Source organism: Peribacillus faecalis (genome assembly GCF_014712675.1).
GTDB lineage: Bacteria > Bacillota > Bacilli > Bacillales > DSM-1321 > Bacillus_AD > Bacillus_AD faecalis.
On record NZ_JACXSI010000004.1, the window covers coordinates 69,915 to 94,265 of the forward strand.

Sequence of the window (24,351 nt, forward strand, 5' to 3'; positions counted from 1 at the left end):
TTATCTACTTCCAATAGGTAATGGCTTCTTCAGTATGTTCACTTTATTATGATGTCGTCCAATCGGAATCACAGATGGAGAAGAGGATACCGGATCTTGAATGACCATACATTCAAGGCCAAAAATCTCTTTAATCAAAGAACTTGTAATAACTTTTGCCGGTGCGCCTTCCGCTACTAGTTTGCCTTTATGGAGCGCAAAAACATGGTCTGCGTAACGTGCTGATAGATTAATATCATGAAGCACCATGACAATCGTTGTACCATATTTTTTATTAAGGTCCGTTAGCAAGTCGAGTATTTCTACTTGATACGTTATATCTAAATAGGTTGTCGGCTCATCTAAAAACAAAATATCCGTCTCTTGCGCAAGCGCCATTGCAATCCAGACGCGCTGTCTTTGTCCGCCTGAAAGCTCATCAATGTGGCGATCCGCAAATTCAGTGATATTCATCATCTCCATTGCTTCTGCAACGGCTTCATAATCTTTCTTTGTCCAGCCTTTCAGAAAGCTATGGTGCGGAAATCTTCCACGCCCGACTAAGTCAGCAACTGTAATACCCTCCGGCACAATCGGTGACTGCGGCAAAAGCCCTAACACTCGGGCCAATTGTTTTGATGGAATTTTATGTATTGGTTTGCCATCGAGTGTAACTTGTCCGGATATAGGTTTTATTAATCGCGCCATCGTTTTTAAAAGCGTTGATTTTCCGCACCCGTTCGCCCCGATAATAATGCTGATTTTATTACTTGGGATCGTCACGCTTATATCATGTAAAATTGTTTTATTATCATATCCGGAAGTCAGACATTCAGCTTGAAAGATATGCGTTGGTTTCATCATAGATCTCCCTTTCGATTGATTCGAATTAATAAGTAAATCAAGTATGGCGCTCCGATAATACCGGTAATGACACCTACAGGATATCTGGCAACAAAGGCAAATTGCCCGATTAAATCGGCTGCCAATACTAAAATAACACCGATTAAACCGGCTGGAATAATATTCGAAAATCCAACACCAACTAATCTTTTCGCAATCGGACCTGAAAGGAATGCCACAAAAGCAATCGGACCTGTTGTCGCTGTCGCCAGCGCAATAATCAGAACTGAGCTGATGATGAGTATAAGCCGAGTCTTATTTGTATCCACACCAAGTGATGTAGCCGCTTGCTCGCCTAATTCGAGCATTTCCAGTTGTTTACCGAAGAATATAATAATCGGCGTAAAAATACAGACGGTAATGATGAGCGGATAAAGATTTTCCATTTTCGCACCGTTTAAACTGCCGCTCAGCCAGCGCATCGCAGTCGGAATGTCGTGCGTATTACCAATCAGCATTAAATACGAAATGACCGCATTCAGCATTGCCTGTATGCCAATCCCGATTAAAATCAACCGTCCAATCGAAAAGGATGAGCCTTTCGCCAACGCAAAAATAATTAACACCGTCGCAAGTCCCCCGACCACGGAAGCAATTGAAACCACCGTATTACCAGCCTGCAGGACAATGATGCAAAAAACGGCCGCTGCACTTGAGCCAGCTGTAATCCCGATAACGTTCGGGTTCGCTAATGGATTACGCAGCATCGTTTGAAAAATATAGCCGCCGACACCAAAGGCAAATCCGGCAAATACCCCTGCAATCATACGCGGCAAACGGATTGTCCCAACCGCAAATGAGGCACCCTTCACCTGTTCGCCAAGCAAAACGCTGATCACATCTTGTATCGGATAAATCGTATTGCCGAGCATAAGCATCGTGCCGCAAAGCGCTAACGCAATCACCGCCAATATTGTTGTCACCGATATAAAACGACGCCGTCTTCTTAATCTTGAATTCATTATGGAAATCATTGTTTCATTCATCATAACGCACGTATTTTCGCTTTCATTGTAATAAAAATTAAGATTGGTGCCCCGATAAAGGCAGTGACAATACCAACCTCCAGCTCACCCGGACTGCCTAGCAATCTTCCGCATACGTCCGATATCGTTAAAATTATTGCCCCTGAAAGTGCTGATAGCGGAATCACATAACGTAAATCCGGTCCAATAACAAGTCGGATCAAATGGGTAGCCAATAACCCGATAAAGCCAATCGGACCTGCCAACGCTGTCGCAGCACCGCATAGTAAGACGCCGCCTAATGCGGCTGCAAATCGAATTGTGCCCGTACGAACACCTAAACCTGTCGCCGCTTCATCTCCTAAAGCTAATGCATTTAATGCCGGAGCAGTAAATATCGCTAACACTATTCCCACTATTAAAAATGGAATAAACAAAGAGATAGAATCCCAATTCCCTGACCCGACACTGCCGACTTGCCAAAAACGAAACTGGTCCATTACATTCGTGCGAGGAATCATAATTGCAACGACTAAAGACGATAAAATCGCGCTTGTTGCTGCGCCTGCTAAAACGAGTTTAAGCGGTGTCGCTCCACTGCTTCCCATCGAACCGATGCCAAATACAAAAATAGCGGTAATCATGGCACCCGCTATTGCCAGCCAAATATACTCATCTGCCGAACTAATATTTAAAAAAGCGATTCCGCAAACGACAAACAGAGATGCTCCTGTATTTACACCTAATATGCTTGGATCAGCAATAGGATTGCGCGTAACCGATTGCATTAGTGCACCTGAAATACCTAACGCCACACCGCACATTAAAGCAAATATCGTTCTGACAATTCGTTGCCGAACAACATTGGCCTCATGGGACTCGGCGTCCGGATGGAATAATCCATCCAGAACATCCGTCCAACCGACCATCCGAGAACCAAAGGCAAGCGAGGCTAGCATACTTACACCTAATAAAACCATTAGTAGTAGGAAAACTTTTAAAAATTTTTTTGGAACAAGTACCTGCTTTTTTTCTAAATCGGATGAGGTTTTCATGTTATTTCAGCATTTTCGCAACATCTGCGATTAAAGATAAATATTCATCAATTGTATATTGAATTGATAATGGATTTGGATTACCGGCTGCTGCTAGCGGCGTGTTGTCGCCAATGATAACAACCGATCCATTTTTGATCGCAGGCACTTTTCCTAAAATCGGATCCGCCTGAAGCGCTGCTAGTGTATTCTCATCACCATAGGCAATGAAGATTTCAGTATCGTTTAAAGCATCTGCATTTTCAGCACTTAATTCGATATAGAAGCTAGACTCATCTGCAATTTGTGCTTTAATTCCTTCTGGATAAGCCATACCGACCTCTTCAAGTAGTTCTCCTCGAGGATCAGCCGGAGTATATATGTAAAACTTCGACAAGTCCGTCGCATTAAACATCGCAAATGCCGCTTTTTTGCCTGCAATTTCAGGATACTTGTTCGCTGTATCTTGAATTAACTTCTCTGTATCGGCTATTAACTGTTTACCTTCCTCTTCCATTCCCATACCTTTAGCATTGTATAAGATTTGGTCACGCCATGTAATAACCCACGGAATTTCCGGGTAAGCAACAACAGGAGCGATTTGACTTAACGTATCATATTCTTCCTGTGTAAGACCTGAGTACGCTGCGAGAATGACATCCGGATTTGAATCGGCAATCGCCTCAAAATCTAAACCGTCTGTATCTTGGAAGATATTCGGATTTGACTCACCGAGCTCTTCTAATTTTTCAGCTGTCCAAGGTAGCAAACCACTATCATCTTGCACACCATAGTTTGCTGCTGAGAAACCGACCGGCACAACACCTAACGCAAGAGCTACATCATGGTTTGCCCAAGCAACTGTCGCAACACGCTCAGGCTTCTCTTCAATAACTGTTTCACCAAATGCATGTTCAATGACAATCGGATACTCTGTTGCTGTTTCTTTAGTGTTGGAAGATCTGGTTGTATCTGCTTCCTCCGAGACAGAATCCTTGCTTCCACACCCGGCAAGTGCAAGAGCAAGAATTGAAGCTAATAACATTGTAATAAACGAGTATAATCGTTTCGAAGTCACTTTGAATCCACTCTCCAATTCTATTAATGTTGATAATGATAATTATTATCATTTGCAGAGATTAATATATACCCACTGGAATGAGTTGTCAACAAAAAATTGATAATTAGGTATATTATGATTGGAATATAAAAAAGAGATTGAAGAAAAAAGTAATTTTGTGTAATTATTGTAAAATGCATAAAAATACATGTAGAACCCTATCAGAAAATAAATAACAAGCTGCACATTCTTATGTATCAAGAATGTGCAGCTTCTTAAATTGAAGTTCCAACTAGAATCAAACCAGCGATCTTCCCCTATCAATTTTGTTCAGCAGATTACCTTCCGTTAAATATCTTCAAAGCGAATCACGATAAATCTTCTATTTTCAGTACTTCATAATCCACATAAATTAGCTGACTTTTTGGGTTTGTTTGGAGTTGGTAAAAAAGTTTGATTATTGCGAATTATTTAAATATATTATTCTCGAAAGTTTTTTGTTGCATATTTATGCAGTAGGTATTATAGTTTATAAATATTATAATTATCATTAAATTTAAAAATATCAACTATCAGAAAACAACCACAGGGGGAGCACTATAAAATGAAAAAGAAATTATTAATTCCAGTTTTAGCATTAGCCGTTGGGGCATTATCAGCATGTGGAACAGCTGAGGAAGAGAAAAAGACCGCTTCAACAACATCAGATAAAGTATTAGTAGTCGGTACATCTGCTGACTATGCACCATTCGAATATGTCGACACTGCAAAAAGCGATGAAATTATCGGATTTGATATTGAATTAGCACACTTAATTGCAGACGAGTTAGACTACGAACTGCAATTTGTAAATTCAGACTTCAACAGTTTAATACCAGGTTTACAAGCAGATAAATACGACTTTGTCATATCAGGTATGACACCAACAAAAGAACGTGATGAAGTAGTAGATTTCTCAATTCCTTACTATGAAACCGAACAATATTTGGTTTTCCCTAAGGACAGTGATATTTCTTCGTTAAAAGATTTAAACGGCCAAAAAGTCGGTGCTCAAACTTCTTCTATTCAGGAAGATTTAGCAAAAACATTAGCTGTTGAAAATGGTTTTACAGTTGAAAGTCGTAACTTAATTCCAGAGTTAATTCAAGAATTAAAAAATGAACGCTTCCAAGGGGCAATCATTGAAAATATTGTAGCTGAAAACTATCTTTCTCAAAATGATGATTTAGATTCAATCTTTATTGAAGTTGAGGATCCTGATTATAAATCGATTGCATTCCAAGAAGACAGCGAATTAAAAGCACAGTTTGATGAAGTCATTCAAAAATTGATTGATGAGGGCAAAATCGACGAACTGAAAGAAAAATGGCTTGTAGTTGAAGAATAATAATTAATTAAGTACGTCATTCAGCTAGTCTGGATGACGTATTCTTTCAAAAGAAAAAACATCTTGAAAGGGGCATATAATGTTAGATTTTAGTAATGTCATTCCCTCGATTCCATACATACTTGAAGGGATTGGCGTAACCTTAGAAATTGTTGTTTTTGCGACAATCATCGGGCTATTTTTAGGAATTATATTAGCACTTTGTAAAATAGGTACAATAAAGCCATTACGATGGTTTGCTAATTTTTATACATCAATTTTCCGCGGAACACCGCTAGTTCTGCAATTAATGATCATTTATTATGCAATACCACAGATTAGCAACTTTAACATCGAACCGATGCCTGCTGCTATTGCTGCTTTTGGCTTAAATTCCGGGGCTTACATTTCTGAAATTATTCGTGCAGGAATTAATGCAGTGGATAAAGGGCAAATGGAAGCTTCTAAAGCATTAGGGATTCCCTATACAAAAATGATGAAAGATATCATTTTACCACAAGCAATGAAAAATATTTTACCTTCTTTAATGAATGAATTCATCACATTAAATAAAGAATCTGCGATTGTAACGGTTATTGGTGCGTTAGATATTATGCGACGTGCATATGTAGTCGGTGGAGCAACTTTCCGTTATCTTGAGCCATTATTAATCGCCGGGTTGATTTATTATGTTATGACACTCGTATTGACACTCCTTGGAAAATTGTTAGAAAAGAGGATGAGACGCAGTGATTAAAATTGAGAACTTGAAAAAAACATTTGGTAAGAATGAAGTATTAAAAGGCATATCTACGGAAATTAAAGAGCAGGAAGTAATTGCTGTAATTGGTCCTTCCGGATCAGGCAAATCTACTTTTTTACGTTGCATTAATAGATTAGAAGAGCCGACAAGCGGTGACGTAACGATTGATGGAACGCTTATTACAGAGAAAAACATTATGAAAGTCCGCGAAAATCTTGGAATGGTGTTTCAACACTTTCACCTCTTCCCTCATAAGACAGTTTTGGAAAACTTAACTTACGCTCCGATCAATGTTAAAGGAGTTTCTAAGGCGGAAGCAAATAAAACGGCAGAAGATTTATTAAGAAAAGTTGGGCTGTTCGAGAAACGCAATGAATATCCGAATCGTTTATCCGGCGGGCAAAAGCAACGCGTTGCCATTGCTAGAGCTCTCGCTATGAATCCTACGGTTATGTTATTTGATGAGCCAACGTCAGCTCTTGACCCTGAAATGGTAAAAGAAGTATTAGAGGTAATGAAATCACTCGCCGGAACTGGTATGACGATGATCATTGTCACTCATGAGATGGGATTTGCAAGAGAAGTAGCCGACCGAATTCTATTTTTAGAAGGCGGCAAACTAATAGAAGATTCAGCTCCTGAAGAATTTTTCACAGCTCCGAAATCCGAGCGTGCTAAAGAGTTTTTGGAGAAAGTGCTTTAAAAGAAGCCGTGACAAACCTTTCAAAAAAAGCCGCAAGTTCTTGATACACAAGGACTTGCGGCTTTTAAAATAGCTGTTTTCGGAAGAAGTTTCTTGTGAAGAATGTAAAAATATACAATCGACAAAGGTGATTTTGTGCATTGCTTTATTTATCTATATAAACAGAACGGATTATTGTTTTATTAAAATCCATACCATTCAAGCTCTTCCCTTCAATATCTATGGTCATATTGTAAACGCCAGATTGGGGTACTTTCGGTAAAACGCCCGAAAATGAAGCTAAATTTATATTATTAATAATCGTTGGTTGACCGATTTCATTTCCCTCCTGATCAATAAGGTGGATTGTGACGCTTGTTTGGCTTGTATTAACATTTGCATGTAGCGGCATTTTTAAAGTGAATTTTGCATCCTCTTCTTTAACCATTCCCGGCATTTCTAAAATAACTGAATTTGTATCCTTGTATTGAGCTGAAAGCAAATATGCATCATCCGCTGCAGATGTTTTCATTCTCACTGTCCATTTGCCAGCCTCCATATTAGTAGATGAAAAAGTGTACGAAGTTGCACCAGTGAACATTCCCGAGTCATCCATGTTGAACTTCGTTATTGCATTACCTCTACTTATGATTCCTGTTGGAGAAATAACTTCTACTTCAACACTTTCCGAGGCAGTGAGTATGGTAATATTACCAGCAGTTGAATGATCGATAGAAAAACTTTGTTCCACCCAATCATTTTGAATTAAAGCCCCTCCATGAATATAGTGGGAAGCTACTGTTTTCATCATTTCATCTGTTTCTGATTCATTCTGCACATTTGATACACCCGCTATAGAAGCGGTTCGTAAATATGGTTCAATTCTTGAAAATACGGGAGTTCCTTTACGAATATTGTCATGATCCAGATTTGCGTCGGTAAATAGATGAGTAGCATAAGGCAGCCTCGTACTCCATACATTGACTAATCCATCATTAGCACCATAAGAAGATAAATAAGCGCCTCCCATTGCTAATGCGGATAATGTTGGACCTGTATCCGATGCAGCAACTGTGTAATATTTATTTTTGCGTGAATTAGCATGGCTGTCGGTAACGGAACGGAACTGTGCCATTTGACCAGTTTGCAATGAAAATGTTCCTTCATCATTCTGTCCAAGTAGCGATCCTAACCATCCCGCCCACCAGCTATATGCCAAGTCTGCTAAATTTGACCCATGATGTGGAGACCCGAGTGTGATAACTCGTCCAACATACTGATGAGCGCCATAATGAACAAGAGCTGCCTGTGTATCTGGACCACCTTTACTATGGGCAACAATATTTACTTTTTGTCCATTGAAATGGCGGCTAATTTGCCCAAGCATAGAGGCAAGCAATTGTCCGTTTCTATATTGATTTGACGAACCATTCCCTGCTGCGTCATGCAACTGAACAAAGACTGTCTGATATCCTGCTTCATAGGCCTTAGTATACATATCATTAACGCCGTGGTAGGTTGTTTCGCCATACCAACTCGTGGAACTACCATTTTTACCTTGTACAAAAACAATCGGAGGTCTGGATGAAATATAATTAGGGGGCTTGCTGCCAAGAAACCATTGACCCGGAGTAAATGATTCTGACGGAGGTTTCAACTTTCCAGTAGGCGAGATTACAGTCGCTGAAATTGGCACAGTAGAAATTAATAACATAAACGGGATAATCAACAGAGAAATCATGAATCTTCTTAACTTTTTCTTCAAAAAGCAATTCTCCCTTCTAAAAATAAAGTTTTTTTAAATCTACTATCTCCCAAGAAGACTATGAATGACATTACTAGCATAAGTGTATGATAAATAGGCTCTTTTGAAAGCTATTTTTTATAAAATGAGATAATAGAACGAACAGGTTGTTCTATATGTAGAACTTAACTCTTAGTATTCTTAATTCTCTAATCCTATAGATTCCATTGTTCGTTGTACTATTGTTCTGGACGTCTGCGAATATGAAATGGAAATAACAAAAAGTACCCCATAAGATAGACTTTTTTAAGTCACTATCCTATGGGGTACTTTTTGAAAATGTTTGGTCATATTATTTTAACCCTTCATCAACCTTAATGGATTTAGTTCTGATAGTTAATATCCTGGTCTGTAAGGTATTTAAAAAATTTGAGATTTGTTCCCTCTAGTTGTTCCTTATGCATATTTACTGCATTGATACGATTATTTTCGTAAGTTTTATAATAATAAATGCCTTTTTCTTGATCCATACAAGAAGAATAAGTTGTTAAGTCTTCTAATCCCTCATCTGTAAGGACACCACCTTTAACCATTTTCACATAGTCTAGCATATGGAAAAATTGTGTGATGGCTTGTACATCGCCTTCAATTTTCGGCATATGTGAGCGAATATAAGCAATCCTTACAAATCTAGAAACCGAAGCAAAGTCACCTGGCATACCTATGGTTCCAGCTCCAACGCCTAAAGCGTTTAACGTATGCTCACCCCATTTAGTTTGTTTTGGAGAAGTCGGTGTTAGATGCAAATACTCATTTAAGTTCGTTAGATGCCAATCAAATGTAGGGTTGTTGGTCATCACTCCCATGGGGTTGTCATGTACAGCTAAGCGGTCTTTTGTTTTCTCTACGACGATAGATTTCCCTGTCTTATCAACAATCATCCAGTGAAGCATTGAAACAGGTGTTTGATCATTAATTGGACGATAAACAAGTTCTAAATGCTCAATACCTTGTTTAACTTCTTCTATCGTTTCATGATTGGATAATACCCATTGTATAAAGTCGTAGGGCGCAATATTATTTTTACCTTCAATCGGCTCTTTCTCAAAGTATGCATACCCTTCAAAGTTTAATCCTGCGCAGGCTAGACCAACTTCATTCATAGCATCGGCAAAAACAGGATGGTCGTCAATGACCGTTCCGATTCCAATAATAGCACGCTTATTCGCTACCGTATTACCCGTTACTTTATCTTGATATTGATAATTTCTTGGCATAATCATGACTGCTTGATTAAAATAATATGCCAAATCCATATTCCTTCCAAAAAACCACTTGCCCTCTTGTGATTGAATACTTAAGCCTGTACACATATTGGCTCACCTCATTTTCATCTTATTAAAAAGATCAGATATCCAATTGTAACCTCTTATTATCCAACTATATTTTGCTGCGTTTTTTAATTTTTATACAAGCTATTGTTAAGTCAAACTTAAAAACGTATGACTAATATTATCCCATCAATTTTAGCTCGATTCATTCAAGTTATAGAAGTTAAAGGAGACAGTTTAGAAATACTGGTACCATGTTTCAAATAATAAACAAAAAAAGCCCCAATCCCTTGCAACACAAAAGATTGGAGCTTCCTGAAAAGTGAACAAGCGACCTATACCCTGTCAAATTCAAGAATTGCCTTTTATTCAGTACTTTTGCATAAATACAGTCCATGTCAATCATTTTCCAGAATTCGGAACATTTCCTGCTGATGTTTTTCAACTTTGACTTTTGTCCAAGTATCCCCGTTGATCATCGCTTTCATAATTTTCAGCTTCAAGCTTTGACTAATAATGGAATCATATTGAATTTTACCTTCTGGCGGCATATTAGAAAACTTAGAGTTCCCTGAAACGGTAATCAAAGCCAAGTTTCCAAAGCAGTTTAAATGTTCACTATCCCACACTTCAGTAGCATCTGGATGTTGAGGATAGAAATGTTCAATTGAGCTTCTGAATTGGAACTGCCAATCATCACGCAATGGTGATATTATCTCTTTCCCCTCAAAACTGTAACCATCACGATAGAGCAAATAATCTAAATATGAAAATACAATTCTTTCAAATCCAAAATCACTACAATTTCGATAATCAGATGCAATAACTTTTTCCTTGCAATATCCTTCAAGTAAACGAATCAAATTTACAGATTCGTTCTTTAACAATTCAGCTAATAGTAAAGTAATCCAATGCATTGTTTTGGGTGACGTATAGGTGATACGTAACGCCGATTGTAATGTTCGAAGCTGCTTATTCGTGCTGCCTTCATCGCCAAATGTGCCAACGTATTTAGGCTTATCCCCTTTTTTATCAGTGTATTTTTCCAAACGCTGAAGTGACCATTTTCCGGATTCTTTATAATCACGTGCAAATTCGCGTTTTAAAATATATTTATCAAATAAAACTCTGCATTTAAGCAAATAAAATAAAAACTCTTTTGCTTTTTCAGCTGTTGACCAAGACCAGGATAAATTATCTAAGAAGTTCTTATCGTCTAAACTAGAATCCTCTTCTCCTAATTCACGTACTACAGCATTGACCTGAAGTAAGAAGTTTGGAAATGAAATCGTTGATTCGAATCGTTCATTTTCCATATCATTACCTTTGCTTGGATCGTTTAAATTCAATAGTTTATTTTCAACGAGTATATCCTGTAAGGTCTTTTTATTAGAATTGTCTCCATCACCCGCTATCTTATCTTTGACTGCATCGAAGTCTTGCAATGTATTTTGTAAACTACTCCAATCATTAGTAAACAACTTCTTGCGTACGGATGCATCAAAATTCATCTGTACATATGAATTCATGTCAGAACACTTCTCCCAAATCTCTGCTGCCGCATTCTTCTCATCACTGTTCGTTAAGACTTCCATAAGTTTCGCTTTCGCAATTTCATGCAATTCTAACTGCTCACCACGTGTATTCATGATTTCAAAGTAATGATTCAAATCAATATTTTGTGGTACTTGAACTCTAATCAAAAATACTTGCTTCAACTTTGAAACGAATTCAGTTTTATCAAGCTTTTTATTGTTAAAGTAGTCATTTATAATTTGAAATCCTTTAGTAATCTCTTTTGCAGTCAACTCTTCCAACAAATCATTGCCAGCAGATTCACTCACAGTAGCTAACGTTCTTGCGTATTTTTCGCGCGCTTCAAATTTTAAAGCTGCTTTCGCGAATGGCAACCCAAGAAATCTTTCGAGAAGATAAAGAGTGGTTAATCGTTGTTGTCCATCAATCACTTCATATAGATTATTGTCGGTTTGGTTTACAATCAAATTCCCTAAAAAATAGTTCTCTTTTCCTTGGCCAATCGCTCCATCAATATCCTCAATCAGCTGTTCTATTTGCTTTTCTTCCCAAGCGTAATTTCTTTGATAGATTGGCACTATATAGTTATATTTCATAAAAATATCATAAACAGGTATTATTTTCAGTTCACTAGCCATTCTCTACCACCTATTCAAAGTACAAAGCTTTTCGTATATTTGTTTGTATTTTTCTATATTCTTGTCATCCACTTCTGGTCGTTCTAAAACAATTAGTTTCAATTCTTCAGGTTCCATCATCTCACTAATTTTTGAAAACATATCAAGTCCTGCATTAATTCGCTCGTGACTTCCTCTAGCATATTTATTAATGGTTTGTGGATACACAGCATTCATAGACAGTCGTAATGAGTAACTCCAAGAATAAAACTGCTGTAATACTGGTTTCGTAAGACTATCTATTCCAAATCTGTCAGCAAAGAAAAGTAACGCACATTCGTACAGCTGCTTAATGTAAATATCTCCAGATCGTTTGCTTGGCACTTCGGTTTCATCATGAAACTGATTAATCACCTTTTGGACTTTCTCAAGCAACTCTCCGTAATGCACTGTATAGTTAAAAAATCGCTTTCCTGCAATCAATGGTTGCGTCAACTGAAACTGATTTAACTCATTTGATGATAACAGCTCGTTACTTCCACTAGCATTGAACTGTTCTATAAATAAATTACTTGCCTTATGATAGATAGCATAATTGTAAACATTAGAGCTTTTAATTCCCTTAAAGGCATCAATTTTGCTTGATGAATAACCTAGTCCTTCCTTACGCTTGTACCATTGTGTCACAGGGTATAAGTAATTTCTAAATAAATCTCTAAGATCGTTCTGACTCAAATCTTCCCAACTATTAATTATTTTCATTTTGACATGCTCATCATCATTTACCATCTCACGCAAATGATAGGATTTCAATAAATCATGTGGATCTAATTCTTTTCCTCGAGAATTTTGTGAATCAAAGAATTGGAAAGCTTCTTGTTCACTATCGGTTACAATTTGAACTGTCGTACATTGATTCATAAGATATTCTTTATAGTTTTCAAGTTCATCTTTATCCAGTTCACCAGTACGCTTAGCTAAGATCCTATAATTCACTACAATGGCGTCATTGGACAATTTATTGTATTTCTCTTGAAGTAGACTTTGTGTCAAGTCACCTAGACAGTACATCAAGATCGACAAAGTTGTTAAGCGTTGTTGACCATCAACAATGTTATACTTTGCACCTGCTTCATTCACTTCCTTATGCAAAATAACAGAACCAAGTCGATATTCATTTATACCTTCTTTAAATGCACCATAGGTGTCTAAAAACAATGTGTTTGTTGAGTGAACACTCCAACTATATGGGCGTTGATATGATGGCAAGGTTAGTTTTTTATCGAGCAATTCTTGGATTTTCACAATTCGTAGTTCTTCTTCAATTAATGCCATAGCCTTTCTCCCTCGAACCAAGTATTACAACAATTATATCATTAGATAGATATATCACTCCTCAATTCATTGTGAATATTTACTCTATCGATTTAGATAAAAAAGAAGATAACTAGCCATATCCTGTATATTGAATTATATTGGAAATATGTTAAAGCAACATATACTAAACGTAGAGCAAAAAGAAGATAATTAGAAAAAAGGTGTTCTAATGAACACCTAAAAATTTAAAATTTTATTTAGCTTTTTCTGTATATTTTGTATAAACCATAATTCCTAGAATGATTGATAATAAGAAATTACCAAACATACCTCCTGGAAATTCACGAACTACTGCTACATAAGCAATAATACGTACTAATGCAAGTAATACATTGATTCTACAAAGAATAAAACTTTTTTTCTTTCCAATATCTTTAGCAATTGCAAGAATACTTAAAATTCCAAATGATAAATTGCTAATAATTAGAAGAAATATTGGTCCTTCTCTTACAAGTAAAGATGTAACAAATACTACACCAGTGTATAAGTAAACAACACAATCGAAAAATAAATTTGATTTATTCTTATATCCCATTACACAATATAATAAAGCCATAAATAATAGCACTAATGTTAATGCATGAATAATCATTGATTCAATTTCATGTCCTTGAACTTCTGTATAAAGCATTGAATATATTGTCCAAGCCATACTTCCTAATACCAATATTAAGTTTACAATCCCTACCCATGTTGGAATAACTTTTTTCTTTTCCATAGCTATCCTCCAAAACCTCTATAAGGTTTATCTCTATTAGACTCCAAGATGTTGTCCGTGATAATCAATACGTTTATTGCATCCACGGAATAAGCCATCCGTTTTTCTCTATTAGTTTCCCTTACTTAAGAAGACCTTTGTGCTTACCATTACTTTGGGTATATCCATAGTAGTTACCATTGACTGTTCCTTTTCCGTTGTTGGAAGCAGCTGATGCCTCGCAATTGCCGACTGTACTAAGCCTAAAACCAAAAGTCCGCATGTTACAATAAAGAACTGTTTTTTGAAGATTGCTAAGCCTTTCAAGATTTTCATCCCCTCACTTGATTTGGACTTATACTATGTATTTACCACGATTAGCCCATATATAAATTAATCTTCTATAATTTTTAAAACTACATTATTATTGCCACCTTAAATCACGAACAGAAATTACAAACTGAATAAGATACTGTTCAATCAAGGCTGCATCATCCGGATGGAATAAATGGGAGGAGCGATTAACCCATATAAGTTGCTTTCCTATTTCCGCTTCGAGCATATCAAAATATTCCTCCACAAGCTTACCGTGTACATGAACATCCTTCGTTCCGTGAATGAACGGAATTGGGACCTCGACTTTTTTATTGTTTCCATAAAGTTTATTTTAGCTATTTCTTCGATAAAACGTTGGGAATATACTAAATTAAATGCGATTGAAGTTCAGATTTTACTATTTATCAATCCTATAATTAAAAATTGCCCCACCGCAAATATACGATGGGGCAACCTCTATTTCCTTTCACTTCCGCACTGCATCTACAAGCAGTCACTAAACTATTTTGATATATTCGCACTCTCAAAAGTCGCCATTTCCCTCATCATCTTCGTAGCAGATTCTACAATCGGATAAGCGAGTGCTGCACCTGTTCCTTCACCTAAGCGAAGCTGCAATTCGATTAACGGCTTTTTACCTAATTCAGCTAATGCTGCACGATGACCCGGTTCTACCGATTGATGACCGCCAATCATATATTCGGCAACATTCGGTGATAATTTTGATGCGATCAAAGCGCTTGCCGTACAGATGAAACCATCCAATAAAATTGGAATCTTTCTTGATGCTGCATACAACATAGCGCCTGCCATTGCACCGATTTCAAATCCTCCGACTTTCTGTAAAACATCCAGCCCGTCTTCACTATTAGGCTTATGTAATTGTAAAGCTTCTTCAACAACATTAATTTTATGCTCTAGAGCCTTTGAATCTACCCCTGTTCCTTTTCCGACCAGGGAGCGGACTTCAGATTTCGTAATAGCTGCCACAACCGCACTGCTTGCCGTTGTATTAGCGATACCAAGCTCACCGACGATTAACAATTTAGCACCGCTATCAATGATTTCTTTCGCTGCTCTCATACCAACTTCAATCGAAGCAATCGCTTCACTTCTTGTCATTGCTACTTCTTTTGCAAAGTTTTTTGTTCCATAAGCAATCTTATTAACAATTAGGCCTTCTTCTGAAAGATCCGTCTTAATGCCGACATCAACTACTCTGATTAAACCATTGATGGCATTCGTAAAGACATTAATACCGGCTCCGTTATGTAAAACATTGATAGCCATTTGCGCTGTTACTTCTTGCGGATAAGCCGAAACGCCTTGTTCTGCCACTCCATGATCCGCTGCAAAAACAATAACCCCCGGTGGCGAAACAACAGGAAATTCCTCGCCTGTAATCTCAGCTACTGAAACGGCAACATTCTCTAATTCTCCTAAACTGCCAAGCGGTTTCGTCAAATTATTGATATGTGCCATTGCAGCCTGTCCGACCTCTTTGTTAACCGGCGTAATATTTTTTATCACTTGCTCGTAATTAATATTCATAATCATTCTCCTATCACTTTGTTGTATTGTTTGTTAATGTACATAACATCCTTATTTTGGCCTGCCGCCTTAATTGAAAAATCAGTTACCTTTCCCTGCGAAATTAGGTTTCATCACTTTGCATCTCTTCATATTGAAAGATATTAGTATAGAAATATAATCAATTTATTGTACCGTATTTTCGTGCAGTTTTCATTATATTCAATCTATTCAACGTGTATCAACATCTATGTATTTTTGAATAATCCCAACGAGTTCTTCACCGAAGGACTTTATTTTCATTTCTCCAATTCCACTAATGTTTTTTAGATCATCCAAGCTACATGGTTGTTTTAAAATCAGTTCTTCCAATGTCTTATTATTAAAAATGTGAAATGCTTTTACATTTTGTTCAGTTGCCAGCTTCATCCGGAATCGTTTCAATACTTCTTCTAAATTATTATCATTCGTTTTGGAAGATCCAATCAGTTCATTACTTTCATTTTGGCTACTTATCGTTTCTTCTAATAATTTCATTTCAACTAAATTAGTCTCGTCATCAATGAATTCAAAATGTGAAGCCTTAATATAGTCACTGATTTCTTTCATACGATTATCTAAGAAATATACTGGAGATGTTTTTTTAAGTTCCCGTTTTATGTATTCTATTAAACTGTCTACCCGTATTATTTTACTTTTTACATGATCGCTTGCCTTTTTCGTATTTATAACGGTTTTATTATTTGTAAAAACAACTACGCTTTTTATTGGTGTTTTGGTAATTGCCCCCATTTCTCTCAAATAAGCCTCGAATACTTCTACCTGTCTTTCAACTTGCCGTATTGGGCTATAAAAACCTTCGCTAAAGGTTAGTTTGCTTCCTTTATACACTTGTCGAATAAATTCATCTTTCTCGTTAACTAAGATATTTCCAAAATAATTCTTCACCTCGACAACTAAAATAAATTTCCTTGTTAAAACTACAAAATCCATTTGGCATTTTAACTCTTTATATATAATTCGGACATCATGAAGTATATGGATGGGAAGAAATGAATTTTGCAACTCAAATAGAACGCTTTGTTCACCTTTTAAACCAAGTTCTAATAGTTTTACTTTTTCGCTAAGAGATTTTTTTTGTTTTTCATCTATTGCGCTTGCTATTTCTTTTTTATATTGTTCTATCGTTTTAAAACCGTCTGTCACTTCCTTCACTAGTATTGGCATTTTAAGCTTTTCCTTATCAGTAAGTGCTTTAGCAGCTCTCTTTAAAAATCCTACCTATTTATACTCCATATTTTGAACCTCCATTCATACTTTTAAGGTATTTCTTCCGGGTATATTACATTGGATTATATTCAATAGTGCCTGAATATTCACCAACAAGTGGGTTATCTTCTGAATTTGCCGCAGGATAATAATGCAACGTGTTATAAAATATTCCTGTTTCTAGTTCTCCGACAAGCCTGCGAAATGATAATTACCTACAAATTATAAAACCAAACCTCCCCTTCATCTTAATTGAATTATATTACAAACAAGTTAAATTATACCACTTACTCTATATCAATAGTCCTATTTTTCACATTAAACAATCCGTTTCCCCATTACCACAATTGTACTTGCGGTTACCCGATATAATGATTTCCACTGAGTTTGAACTACTGAACCCATCCCTATTAGTATGGTTTGCTAATTATTCAAAAAACTGCAAAGCAATTCAAAGTATTTAAAAGTTTCATTAGTAAAACAAGGTCAATTGTAAGCCAAAACAAAAAACCCTAATCCCTTAAAGTACAAGAGAAAAGAGCTTTACACTATCAAAATTATAAATTACTTATCTATCAATCTGCATTAGTCCGGATGTCCTTATTACTTATTTTCTTGTCGTTCCATTTCAACACCAACCTCAGCATTGGCGGGATCAATATATAAATAAAGAGCATCCGAAACAATTGGAAACTGGCTACTGTTGATAAGTCAGCATCCACTTCATGAGCGATAATCCCCATCTGATCCATGCCGCCTGGCGCTAAGCTCAGAAAACTTGTAATGTAAGAGAGGTTATGTAGATTTGCCAAGAAGATGCTACAAGCTAATGTCGTACATATAAGAAGAACACTACTAAATACCGCCAATGGAATCAATTTTTTCTTATTAACTAATTTCTCCGTTTTTAATAAACATCCTATGTATCCTCCAACTAAAAACTTAGAAACATCCAATAATTCCGCCGGAAGTTCAGGGCCTTCCAATCCAGACAAAGTCAATATCATTACCGCAAATACAGGGCCTAAGAAAAACGGGGCCGGCACCCTCCATTTTTTCGCGAGCTTAGCCGCTATTACACAAATAACCACAAAAAAGAAGATACCTGGAAATAAGCCATCCCATTGTGAAAGAGCGTTTACAGTTGCAGCTTCTTCTCCTGTAAATGCCGAATTAAAAACAAGGAATGGAAATAAGAAAACTACCAATATGACTCTAGTAACATGAAAGAATGTCACAATAGTTATGTTGATTGCCTTCACCTCTTCAGCGAACACAACAATCTGTGACAGTCCCCCCGGGATACTGCTTGTGAGCGCAGTCGGATAATCAATGCCTGATATTTTCGATACTAAGAAAGCTACAAAAGAGCACATAAGAATAATAAAGCAAGTCAGCAGCAACATAGAGGGCAGGTGTTTGACAATATCAGCAAACGCCTCATATGTAAAAGACAACCCGATTGAATAGCCGACAATTACTAAACCTGTATCTCTCAAGGCTTTGGGCCAAATGAACGTCATATTCTTAATACGTGATACCAAGAGCAGCGCAGTCATAGGACCAAGAAGCCAAGGGATTGGCGCATGAATCAATGTAAAAAGCCACCCCCCTATAAAAGCTGCGATGAAAGAAGCACCAAGCTGAGCACTCTTCTCTTTAATGGAACTCCATCTTTTCATACAATCCCTTCTTTATTTTAAATTTTATAAAACAGCAAGCTGTTATTTCCTAGCCTATTACTTAATACTTTGCATATTTCGTCCGTAAATCCTTCTTTTGATGAAATAGAAAATGAAGCCCCCATAATTAGTGAAGAGGACTTCATGAAGTATTTTGTAAATAACATAACAACTATCACTATAGTGTTTTCTATTTAATAAAATAACACTTTAACACATTGTTATAGTGTATCTCTAACTAAAATGATATAACGCCTGTAAGAAAAGCTAGAAGGATTAATACTATTGAAGTGAAAAACATCCATTTAAATGCATAACGCTGGTAATCGCCTAAGTCATGATTCACCATTCCAACTAATAAAAACGTGGAGGCAACTAATGGGCTCAATAAATGTATAGGCTGCCCTAAAACCGAGGCACGGGCAATTTCTATTGGATCCACTCCATATGACGCGGCAGTTTCAGCGAGAATCGGGAGTACCCCAAAGTAGTATGCATCATTCGACATAACAAAAGTGAAAGGCATGCTTGTCACAGCAACAACAAGAGGAAAGAAAGAGCCGAAAGAATCCGGTATTAAGTTGATAAGCGACGTGGCCATTGCCCCCACCATTCCCGTCCCGGACAGGATGCCGGTGAAGATCCCTGCTGCAAACACCAATGCGGTAACAGTTAAAGCATTTCCTGCATGCGCAATAATTCGTTCTTTTTGTTGTTCCAAGCTTGGATAATTAATCATTAACGCACAGCCAAAACCAATCATGAATAGTACGGAAACAGGCCAAATCCCCCAAACAAGGACAATCATCAATACAGCAGTCAATATTAAGTTGATCCACCACTTATCCCTGCGAATTACTGTATCTTCACTTAAAGCCGCTGCTTGTTCCAAAATAGCCTGATAATCACCTTGCTTACGTTGTATCTCGACAACTCCTATTCTCTTGCTCTCTTTTTTACCCAGGAGAAAAGATACAAATAAGACCCATACAGCCCCAATAAGCATTGTCGGTATAAGCGGTACAAAAAACTCCGATGGATCAATCCCTAAAGAAACGATAGCCCTTGTTGCCGGCCCTCCCCAAGGTGTCATGCTGCTCATAATGCTTAGAGAAAGCATCGCAACTGTCGCCAAAATGAGGGGGTTCATTCCCATTCGCTTATACAATGGCAAGAAAGCTGAAACAGTAATCATATATGTTGTCGTCCCATCACCATCCAAAGCGACCAAGAGGGATAACACAGCCGTACCCATCACAATCTTAACCGGATCTCCCTTTACAATCTTCAATATCTTTGTAATAAGAGGATCAAAGAGTCCCGCATCAATCATGATACCAAAATATAAAATGGCGAATAATAACATAGCAGCAGACGGCGCTACTTGCTTAACACCCTCTAGCATCATCGCTCCAACTTCTGTGCTGAAACCGCTAATAATTGCAAACAGCAAAGGAATAATCATTAAAGCGACAATCGGCGACATTCTCTTTGACATAATGAGAAATGTGAAAACAGCTATCATCGAAAAACCTATTACAGCTAAAATAAGCAGCGCCTCCCTCTTTTATAATGAAACCGCTTTCTATTCAGGTTGTAATAAATATCTGAGATTCGTTCATTAAATTTTGGCATATATTGCTAAACGGCGATTTTTTACCCAGTTTAGCAATATATGCCTTCTCGCAAATATAAACTATTTTGCTACTATTTCTTTATTTTCAATAACGTACTGGGAAGCCGAAGCACCCGCCACTTTTCCGAAAACAGACCCGGACATCAAACCTGAACCTCCCGGATAATTTCCGTAAAAAATCCCGCCAATCATTTCTCCTGCTGCAAATAGACCATTAATAGGCTCACTATCCTTATTTAAGACGCGCCCTTCTTTATCCACGTGCAATCCTCCAAAAGCGAATGTAATGCCGCAAGTTACCGGGAAAGCATAGAATGGTCCTTTTTCAATACGCAACGCCCAATTCGACTTCGGTGGCAAAATGCCCTTTGTGCCTTTGCCATCCTTTTCTGTTGGATTATACTCTCCATCCTCAACTGCCTCATTATATTCTTGGATTGTCTGCATAAATTGCTGTTGATCTACCGGAAGTAATTTCACCAGCTCTTCCAGAGTATCTGCTTGATAATAAGTTGCCTCTTCTAAGTCATATTCTTTTCGCAACAAATGACGTACTTGTGAATCGTAGATTTGGTATGCAACATGGCCTGGTTGTTTCAGGATTTCACGCCCATATTTCGCATACGTATAATTCCTGAAATCTGCCCCTTCATCCACAAATCGTTTGCCTTCCTGATTCAACATGATGCTATACGGATACGAATGCTTCTTAAATATATCCCCCGGTTTCGTAAAATCCCCTACTCGAGGTGCATTGTAATCGGTTCCAATAGAATGACAGCCTGACCACTCTCCGTACTTTTGTGCCCCTACTGCCAATGCCATAGAAATTCCATCACCTGTATTGAATTCCGTTCCCCTGACTATAGCTGCATTCCACTCTTCCCCGATATATTGCGCTCTCAGTTCCTTATTCGCTTCGAAGCTGCCGCATGCCAGAATCACGCTCGAAGTCTGAATTGTTAGTTGCTCCTCCTTTTGTTCAATGATCAGCCCTGTAATCTGCCCGTTTTCGGAAACCAGCCCTGTCGCCCGCTCCTTATACCAAATGTCGATGCCTAGTTCTTCTGCCCGCGAGAATAGTTGCTGTATTAGACCTACTCCCTTGTTCACTATCTTTATAGGTAAGCCTCCCCAAAAATGATGTTTACCATCTTGTTCAAAAGATTGATTATCATAATTTAACTCAAGCGAAACTCCCTGATCCGTCATCCACATCATCGTTTCATAAGATTTGGACACAAGCTGATTTGCCAAACTTTGATCACTTCTTCCATCCGTAACGCGCATCAAGTCATTGTAAAAATCAGCTTCCGTATACGTCGGCATCACAATTAAATCAGCTTCCTCATCCGTCATATTCGGAATTAATTTTCTTATCGCTTTTAAATCATCATACGCCACACGAATGGCCCCATCTGTAAAGAAAGAATTGCCGCCTCGCTTCTCAATTGGACCACGTTCTAAAACTAGCACACTCGCTCCCTGTTCTTTCGCGGAAATAGCCGCGCATAAAGCTGCGTTTCCTGCCCCAACTACAACTACATCATAGGATGCCTCATATTTTCGTTTATTTGACATTTTCCATCCCTCCCGAAAAATTTTTCAGCTAATTTGAAAGTATATATAAATCATATACCCGTACATGACATTTAGAAAAATACTGTATTTTTATTGAAATCCATAAAATAGTTTTATATCTGCCTATACTTTGGTAAAATTTACAAAAGGATACAAGTTGTTCAGGAGGCTGATATGAACGAAAAAGACTGGCATATCTTATCCACATTGCTGGAAGAAAAAAACATAACAAAAGCTTCGCAACGACTATACATCTCCCAGCCTGCTCTGACCTATCGCATAAAAGAATTAGAAAAAGAGTTTAATATGAAAATCATAACTAGAGGAAACAGGGGGGTTGATTTCACTCCAAAAGGGGAATATTTGGCGGAATATGCCCAAACCATGCTTTCACAATTACAGAAAACAAAAGAGACACTTGTCAATATGGACGAAGGTATTTCCGGGACACTGCGACTAGCTGTTTCAGGTATGTTTGCGCGCTTCGAACTTCCCGCTATACTGAAAGCATTTCTAAACATCCATCCCAATGTCGAGATTAACCTAAAAACCGGCTGGAGCTCAGAGATCAACCTTATGCTTCAAAAAGAAGAAGCACACTTGGGCATTATAAGGGGAAATTATGACTGGCCCGGATACAAAACATTATTGAAGGAAGAAAAAATTTGCATCGTTTCTAATAGGGAAATTGATTTACAGGAACTTCCTTCCCTATCAAGAATCAATTATCAAACGGATCTGTCACTAAAGAACACCATCGAACATTGGTGGAATCAAACCTATACTTTCCCGCCGAAAATATCTATGGAAACTGATCGAAGCGACACTTGCAAGCAAATGGTCCTAAACGGCTTAGGCTACGCTATCCTTCCGGAAATCTGCATTCAAGAATCTGATGCTTTATACACCATCCCATTAATAGCAAAAGATCATACTAATGTAGTAAGAAATACATGGCTCATTTACCGTGATATAGCCTTGGAATTAAAACAGATTAAAGCCTTTATCGATTTTCTTTTAGAATACAAAGGCCTTATATCTTAGCAAAATACAAATACAAGAAAGGATGTAACATATTGTTTATGACTAATATGTTGCATCCTTTTTTAATCGGGGTATGGATTTCATCTATGTAAGTCACCAACTATTTTCTGCATCTTACCCTTCATTTTTCTTCTACTTACTAGATTTTCGAAACTTTAAAGGGATTTTTAACATAGAATTTGATTAGAAAGATTTTTAGGCAAAAAAAGAGGTGTTCGAAATTTGAAAATTTTTCTTAATATTGACAAAGCACTTAAAGAAACGAGAGTTACTATCGAAGCCGCAGAGTTGGATGAAAACATACAGGAAATAATTGACTTCATTAATGGGAAGGAGCAACAATTCCTTATTGGAAAAAAGGGAGAGATGCAGCATATTCTCAAACCGGATGATATCCATTACTTTCATACTGAAAACGATCATGTAATTGCTGTGACGGAAACAGATTCATTTATTTTAAAAGAAAAATTATATGAGATAGAGGCCAAACTCCCCTCTAAAAAGTTTATCCGCTTTTCTAAATCAGTTATCGCCAATTTACATCAATTGAACCGCTTTGAACCGTCATTCAATGGTACTCTCTGCGTTTACTTCAAATCAGGAAAAAAAGAATACGTGTCTCGTACCTATGTGCCTGTCATTAAAGAAGCTCTAAAATTGAATAGGAGGAAAGAAGAATGAAAGCATTTATAATCCGTAGTTTCATCGGTATTTTCTTCGGAGGCTTTATTGCGGTGTTAATCACCAATTTAAGTATTCTTTTCGGCGACTTTGTAATGATAGATGGATCCTTATTTTTGAAAAACTCCATAGGTTCTATTCTTTGTGGCTGGTTTTTCACAGTCAGTCCAATGTACTTTGAAAACAGGAAATTGAATCTTATCTGGCAGACCGTTCTTCATTTTTTAACCGTCATGCTCCTATATCTCATCTTAGCCTTCTCAATCGGATGGATTCCATTTAATATAGGTAGTATCTTGTTAACAATCTTAATCTCCATTGCCGTATATGCAATCTTTTGGGTTGCATTTTATCTTTACTTCAAAAATCAAGCACGGAAATTAAATGAAGACTTAAAGAAATTATGAGGAATCGAGTAGGAGGGGGCGATTAACCCCCGACCTCTCACACCACCGTACGTACGGTTCCGTATACGGCGGTTCAATTAAGATAATTGACGCAAGTATTCATAACGAGCTTGTAGACTTTTGAGCCCTTG

Annotated in this window: 22 protein-coding genes; 6 read left to right on the forward strand and 16 right to left on the reverse strand. The window is 37.4% G+C overall.

The window, feature by feature from the left end; all coding sequences use genetic code 11:
• From IEO70_RS02700 to IEO70_RS02715, 4 genes are read right to left on the reverse strand one after another with little or no spacing between them, the layout of a single operon-like run.
• Entirely contained in the window at positions 1 to 840 is an 840-nt protein-coding gene (locus IEO70_RS02700; protein WP_190996827.1) for an ABC transporter ATP-binding protein, read from the reverse strand.
• Positions 840 to 1,871, reverse strand: coding sequence for a FecCD family ABC transporter permease (locus IEO70_RS02705; protein WP_190996800.1), 1,032 nt, complete (start codon positions 1,869 to 1,871; stop codon positions 840 to 842). Before IEO70_RS02705 ends, IEO70_RS02700 begins: the two co-directional genes overlap by 1 nt.
• Positions 1,868 to 2,902 carry a FecCD family ABC transporter permease gene (locus IEO70_RS02710; RefSeq protein ID WP_190996801.1) on the reverse strand — a complete coding sequence of 345 codons (1,035 nt, stop codon included), beginning with the start codon at positions 2,900 to 2,902 and terminating at the stop codon, positions 1,868 to 1,870. Before IEO70_RS02710 ends, IEO70_RS02705 begins: the two co-directional genes overlap by 4 nt.
• A gap of 1 nt (position 2,903) precedes the next feature.
• Positions 2,904 to 3,926 carry an iron-siderophore ABC transporter substrate-binding protein gene (locus IEO70_RS02715; RefSeq protein WP_190996828.1) on the reverse strand — a complete coding sequence of 341 codons (1,023 nt, stop codon included), beginning with the start codon at positions 3,924 to 3,926 and terminating at the stop codon, positions 2,904 to 2,906.
• Positions 3,927 to 4,545: 619 nt separating this feature from the next.
• Here IEO70_RS02715 and IEO70_RS02720 point away from each other — a divergent pair.
• From IEO70_RS02720 to IEO70_RS02730, 3 genes are all read left to right on the forward strand, one after another.
• Positions 4,546 to 5,328 (forward strand): transporter substrate-binding domain-containing protein, encoded by a 783-nt coding sequence (locus IEO70_RS02720; RefSeq protein WP_190996802.1) that lies wholly within the window; start codon positions 4,546 to 4,548, stop codon positions 5,326 to 5,328.
• A 76-nt stretch (positions 5,329 to 5,404) separates the two neighbouring features.
• Positions 5,405 to 6,064 (forward strand): amino acid ABC transporter permease, encoded by a 660-nt coding sequence (locus IEO70_RS02725; protein ID WP_190996829.1) that lies wholly within the window; start codon positions 5,405 to 5,407, stop codon positions 6,062 to 6,064.
• Positions 6,057 to 6,773, forward strand: coding sequence for an amino acid ABC transporter ATP-binding protein (locus IEO70_RS02730; protein WP_190996803.1), 717 nt, complete (start codon positions 6,057 to 6,059; stop codon positions 6,771 to 6,773). The genes IEO70_RS02725 and IEO70_RS02730 overlap by 8 nt, the downstream gene beginning before the upstream one ends.
• A 145-nt stretch (positions 6,774 to 6,918) precedes the next feature.
• Here the strand turns inward: IEO70_RS02730 and IEO70_RS02735 are convergent, their stop codons facing one another.
• The 12 genes from IEO70_RS02735 to tcuA all read right to left on the reverse strand — a co-directional run bounded on the left by IEO70_RS02735 (position 6,919) and on the right by tcuA (position 22,088).
• The gene (locus IEO70_RS02735; protein WP_407948353.1) at positions 6,919 to 8,493 is read right to left on the reverse strand and encodes an esterase/lipase family protein; all 1,575 of its coding nucleotides are present in this window, start codon (positions 8,491 to 8,493) and stop codon (positions 6,919 to 6,921) included.
• Between the two features lie 386 nt (positions 8,494 to 8,879).
• A complete protein-coding gene (gene bsh / locus IEO70_RS02740) occupies positions 8,880 to 9,869 on the reverse strand; it encodes a choloylglycine hydrolase (protein WP_190996804.1) in 990 nt (329 codons plus the stop codon).
• 356 nt (positions 9,870 to 10,225) lie between these two features.
• Positions 10,226 to 12,001: a DUF262 domain-containing protein gene (locus tag IEO70_RS02745; protein ID WP_190996805.1), complete on the reverse strand. Its 1,776-nt coding sequence runs from the start codon at positions 11,999 to 12,001 to the stop codon at positions 10,226 to 10,228.
• Positions 12,002 to 12,004: 3 nt separating this feature from the next.
• Complete coding sequence (locus tag IEO70_RS02750) at positions 12,005 to 13,315, reverse strand: DUF262 domain-containing protein (RefSeq protein ID WP_190996806.1); 1,311 nt, start codon at positions 13,313 to 13,315, stop codon at positions 12,005 to 12,007.
• A gap of 235 nt (positions 13,316 to 13,550) precedes the next feature.
• Complete coding sequence (locus IEO70_RS02755; RefSeq protein ID WP_190996807.1) at positions 13,551 to 14,075, reverse strand: hypothetical protein; 525 nt, start codon at positions 14,073 to 14,075, stop codon at positions 13,551 to 13,553.
• A gap of 111 nt (positions 14,076 to 14,186) precedes the next feature.
• On the reverse strand, positions 14,187 to 14,381 hold the full coding sequence (locus IEO70_RS02760) for a hypothetical protein (protein ID WP_190996808.1): 195 nt from the start codon (positions 14,379 to 14,381) through the stop codon (positions 14,187 to 14,189).
• 97 nt (positions 14,382 to 14,478) lie between these two features.
• Positions 14,479 to 14,616, reverse strand: a complete 138-nt coding sequence (locus IEO70_RS02765) for a hypothetical protein (RefSeq protein WP_190996809.1) — start codon at positions 14,614 to 14,616, stop codon at positions 14,479 to 14,481.
• A gap of 275 nt (positions 14,617 to 14,891) precedes the next feature.
• Entirely contained in the window at positions 14,892 to 15,941 is a 1,050-nt protein-coding gene (cobT, locus tag IEO70_RS02770; protein ID WP_190996810.1) for a nicotinate-nucleotide--dimethylbenzimidazole phosphoribosyltransferase, read from the reverse strand.
• 210 nt (positions 15,942 to 16,151) lie between these two features.
• Positions 16,152 to 17,147, reverse strand: coding sequence for an NERD domain-containing protein (locus IEO70_RS02775; protein WP_190996811.1), 996 nt, complete (start codon positions 17,145 to 17,147; stop codon positions 16,152 to 16,154).
• Between the two features lie 617 nt (positions 17,148 to 17,764).
• Positions 17,765 to 18,871 (reverse strand): AbrB family transcriptional regulator, encoded by a 1,107-nt coding sequence (locus IEO70_RS02780; RefSeq protein WP_190996812.1) that lies wholly within the window; start codon positions 18,869 to 18,871, stop codon positions 17,765 to 17,767.
• Between the two features lie 238 nt (positions 18,872 to 19,109).
• Positions 19,110 to 20,420, reverse strand: coding sequence for a CitMHS family transporter (locus tag IEO70_RS02785; protein ID WP_190996831.1), 1,311 nt, complete (start codon positions 20,418 to 20,420; stop codon positions 19,110 to 19,112).
• Between the two features lie 147 nt (positions 20,421 to 20,567).
• Positions 20,568 to 22,088, reverse strand: a complete 1,521-nt coding sequence (gene tcuA, locus IEO70_RS02790; protein WP_190996813.1) for an FAD-dependent tricarballylate dehydrogenase TcuA — start codon at positions 22,086 to 22,088, stop codon at positions 20,568 to 20,570.
• A 174-nt stretch (positions 22,089 to 22,262) separates the two neighbouring features.
• On the opposite strand from tcuA, the gene IEO70_RS02795 reads away from it, so the two are divergent.
• The 3 genes from IEO70_RS02795 (at position 22,263) to IEO70_RS02805 (ending at position 24,220) form a co-directional block, all read left to right on the forward strand.
• The gene (locus IEO70_RS02795; protein WP_190996814.1) at positions 22,263 to 23,132 is read left to right on the forward strand and encodes a LysR family transcriptional regulator; all 870 of its coding nucleotides are present in this window, start codon (positions 22,263 to 22,265) and stop codon (positions 23,130 to 23,132) included.
• 222 nt (positions 23,133 to 23,354) lie between these two features.
• Positions 23,355 to 23,813 (forward strand): LytTR family DNA-binding domain-containing protein, encoded by a 459-nt coding sequence (locus tag IEO70_RS02800; protein WP_190996815.1) that lies wholly within the window; start codon positions 23,355 to 23,357, stop codon positions 23,811 to 23,813.
• Positions 23,810 to 24,220 (forward strand): DUF3021 domain-containing protein, encoded by a 411-nt coding sequence (locus IEO70_RS02805; protein WP_190996816.1) that lies wholly within the window; start codon positions 23,810 to 23,812, stop codon positions 24,218 to 24,220. The genes IEO70_RS02800 and IEO70_RS02805 overlap by 4 nt, the downstream gene beginning before the upstream one ends.
• The last annotated feature ends 131 nt before the right edge of the window (positions 24,221 to 24,351 follow it).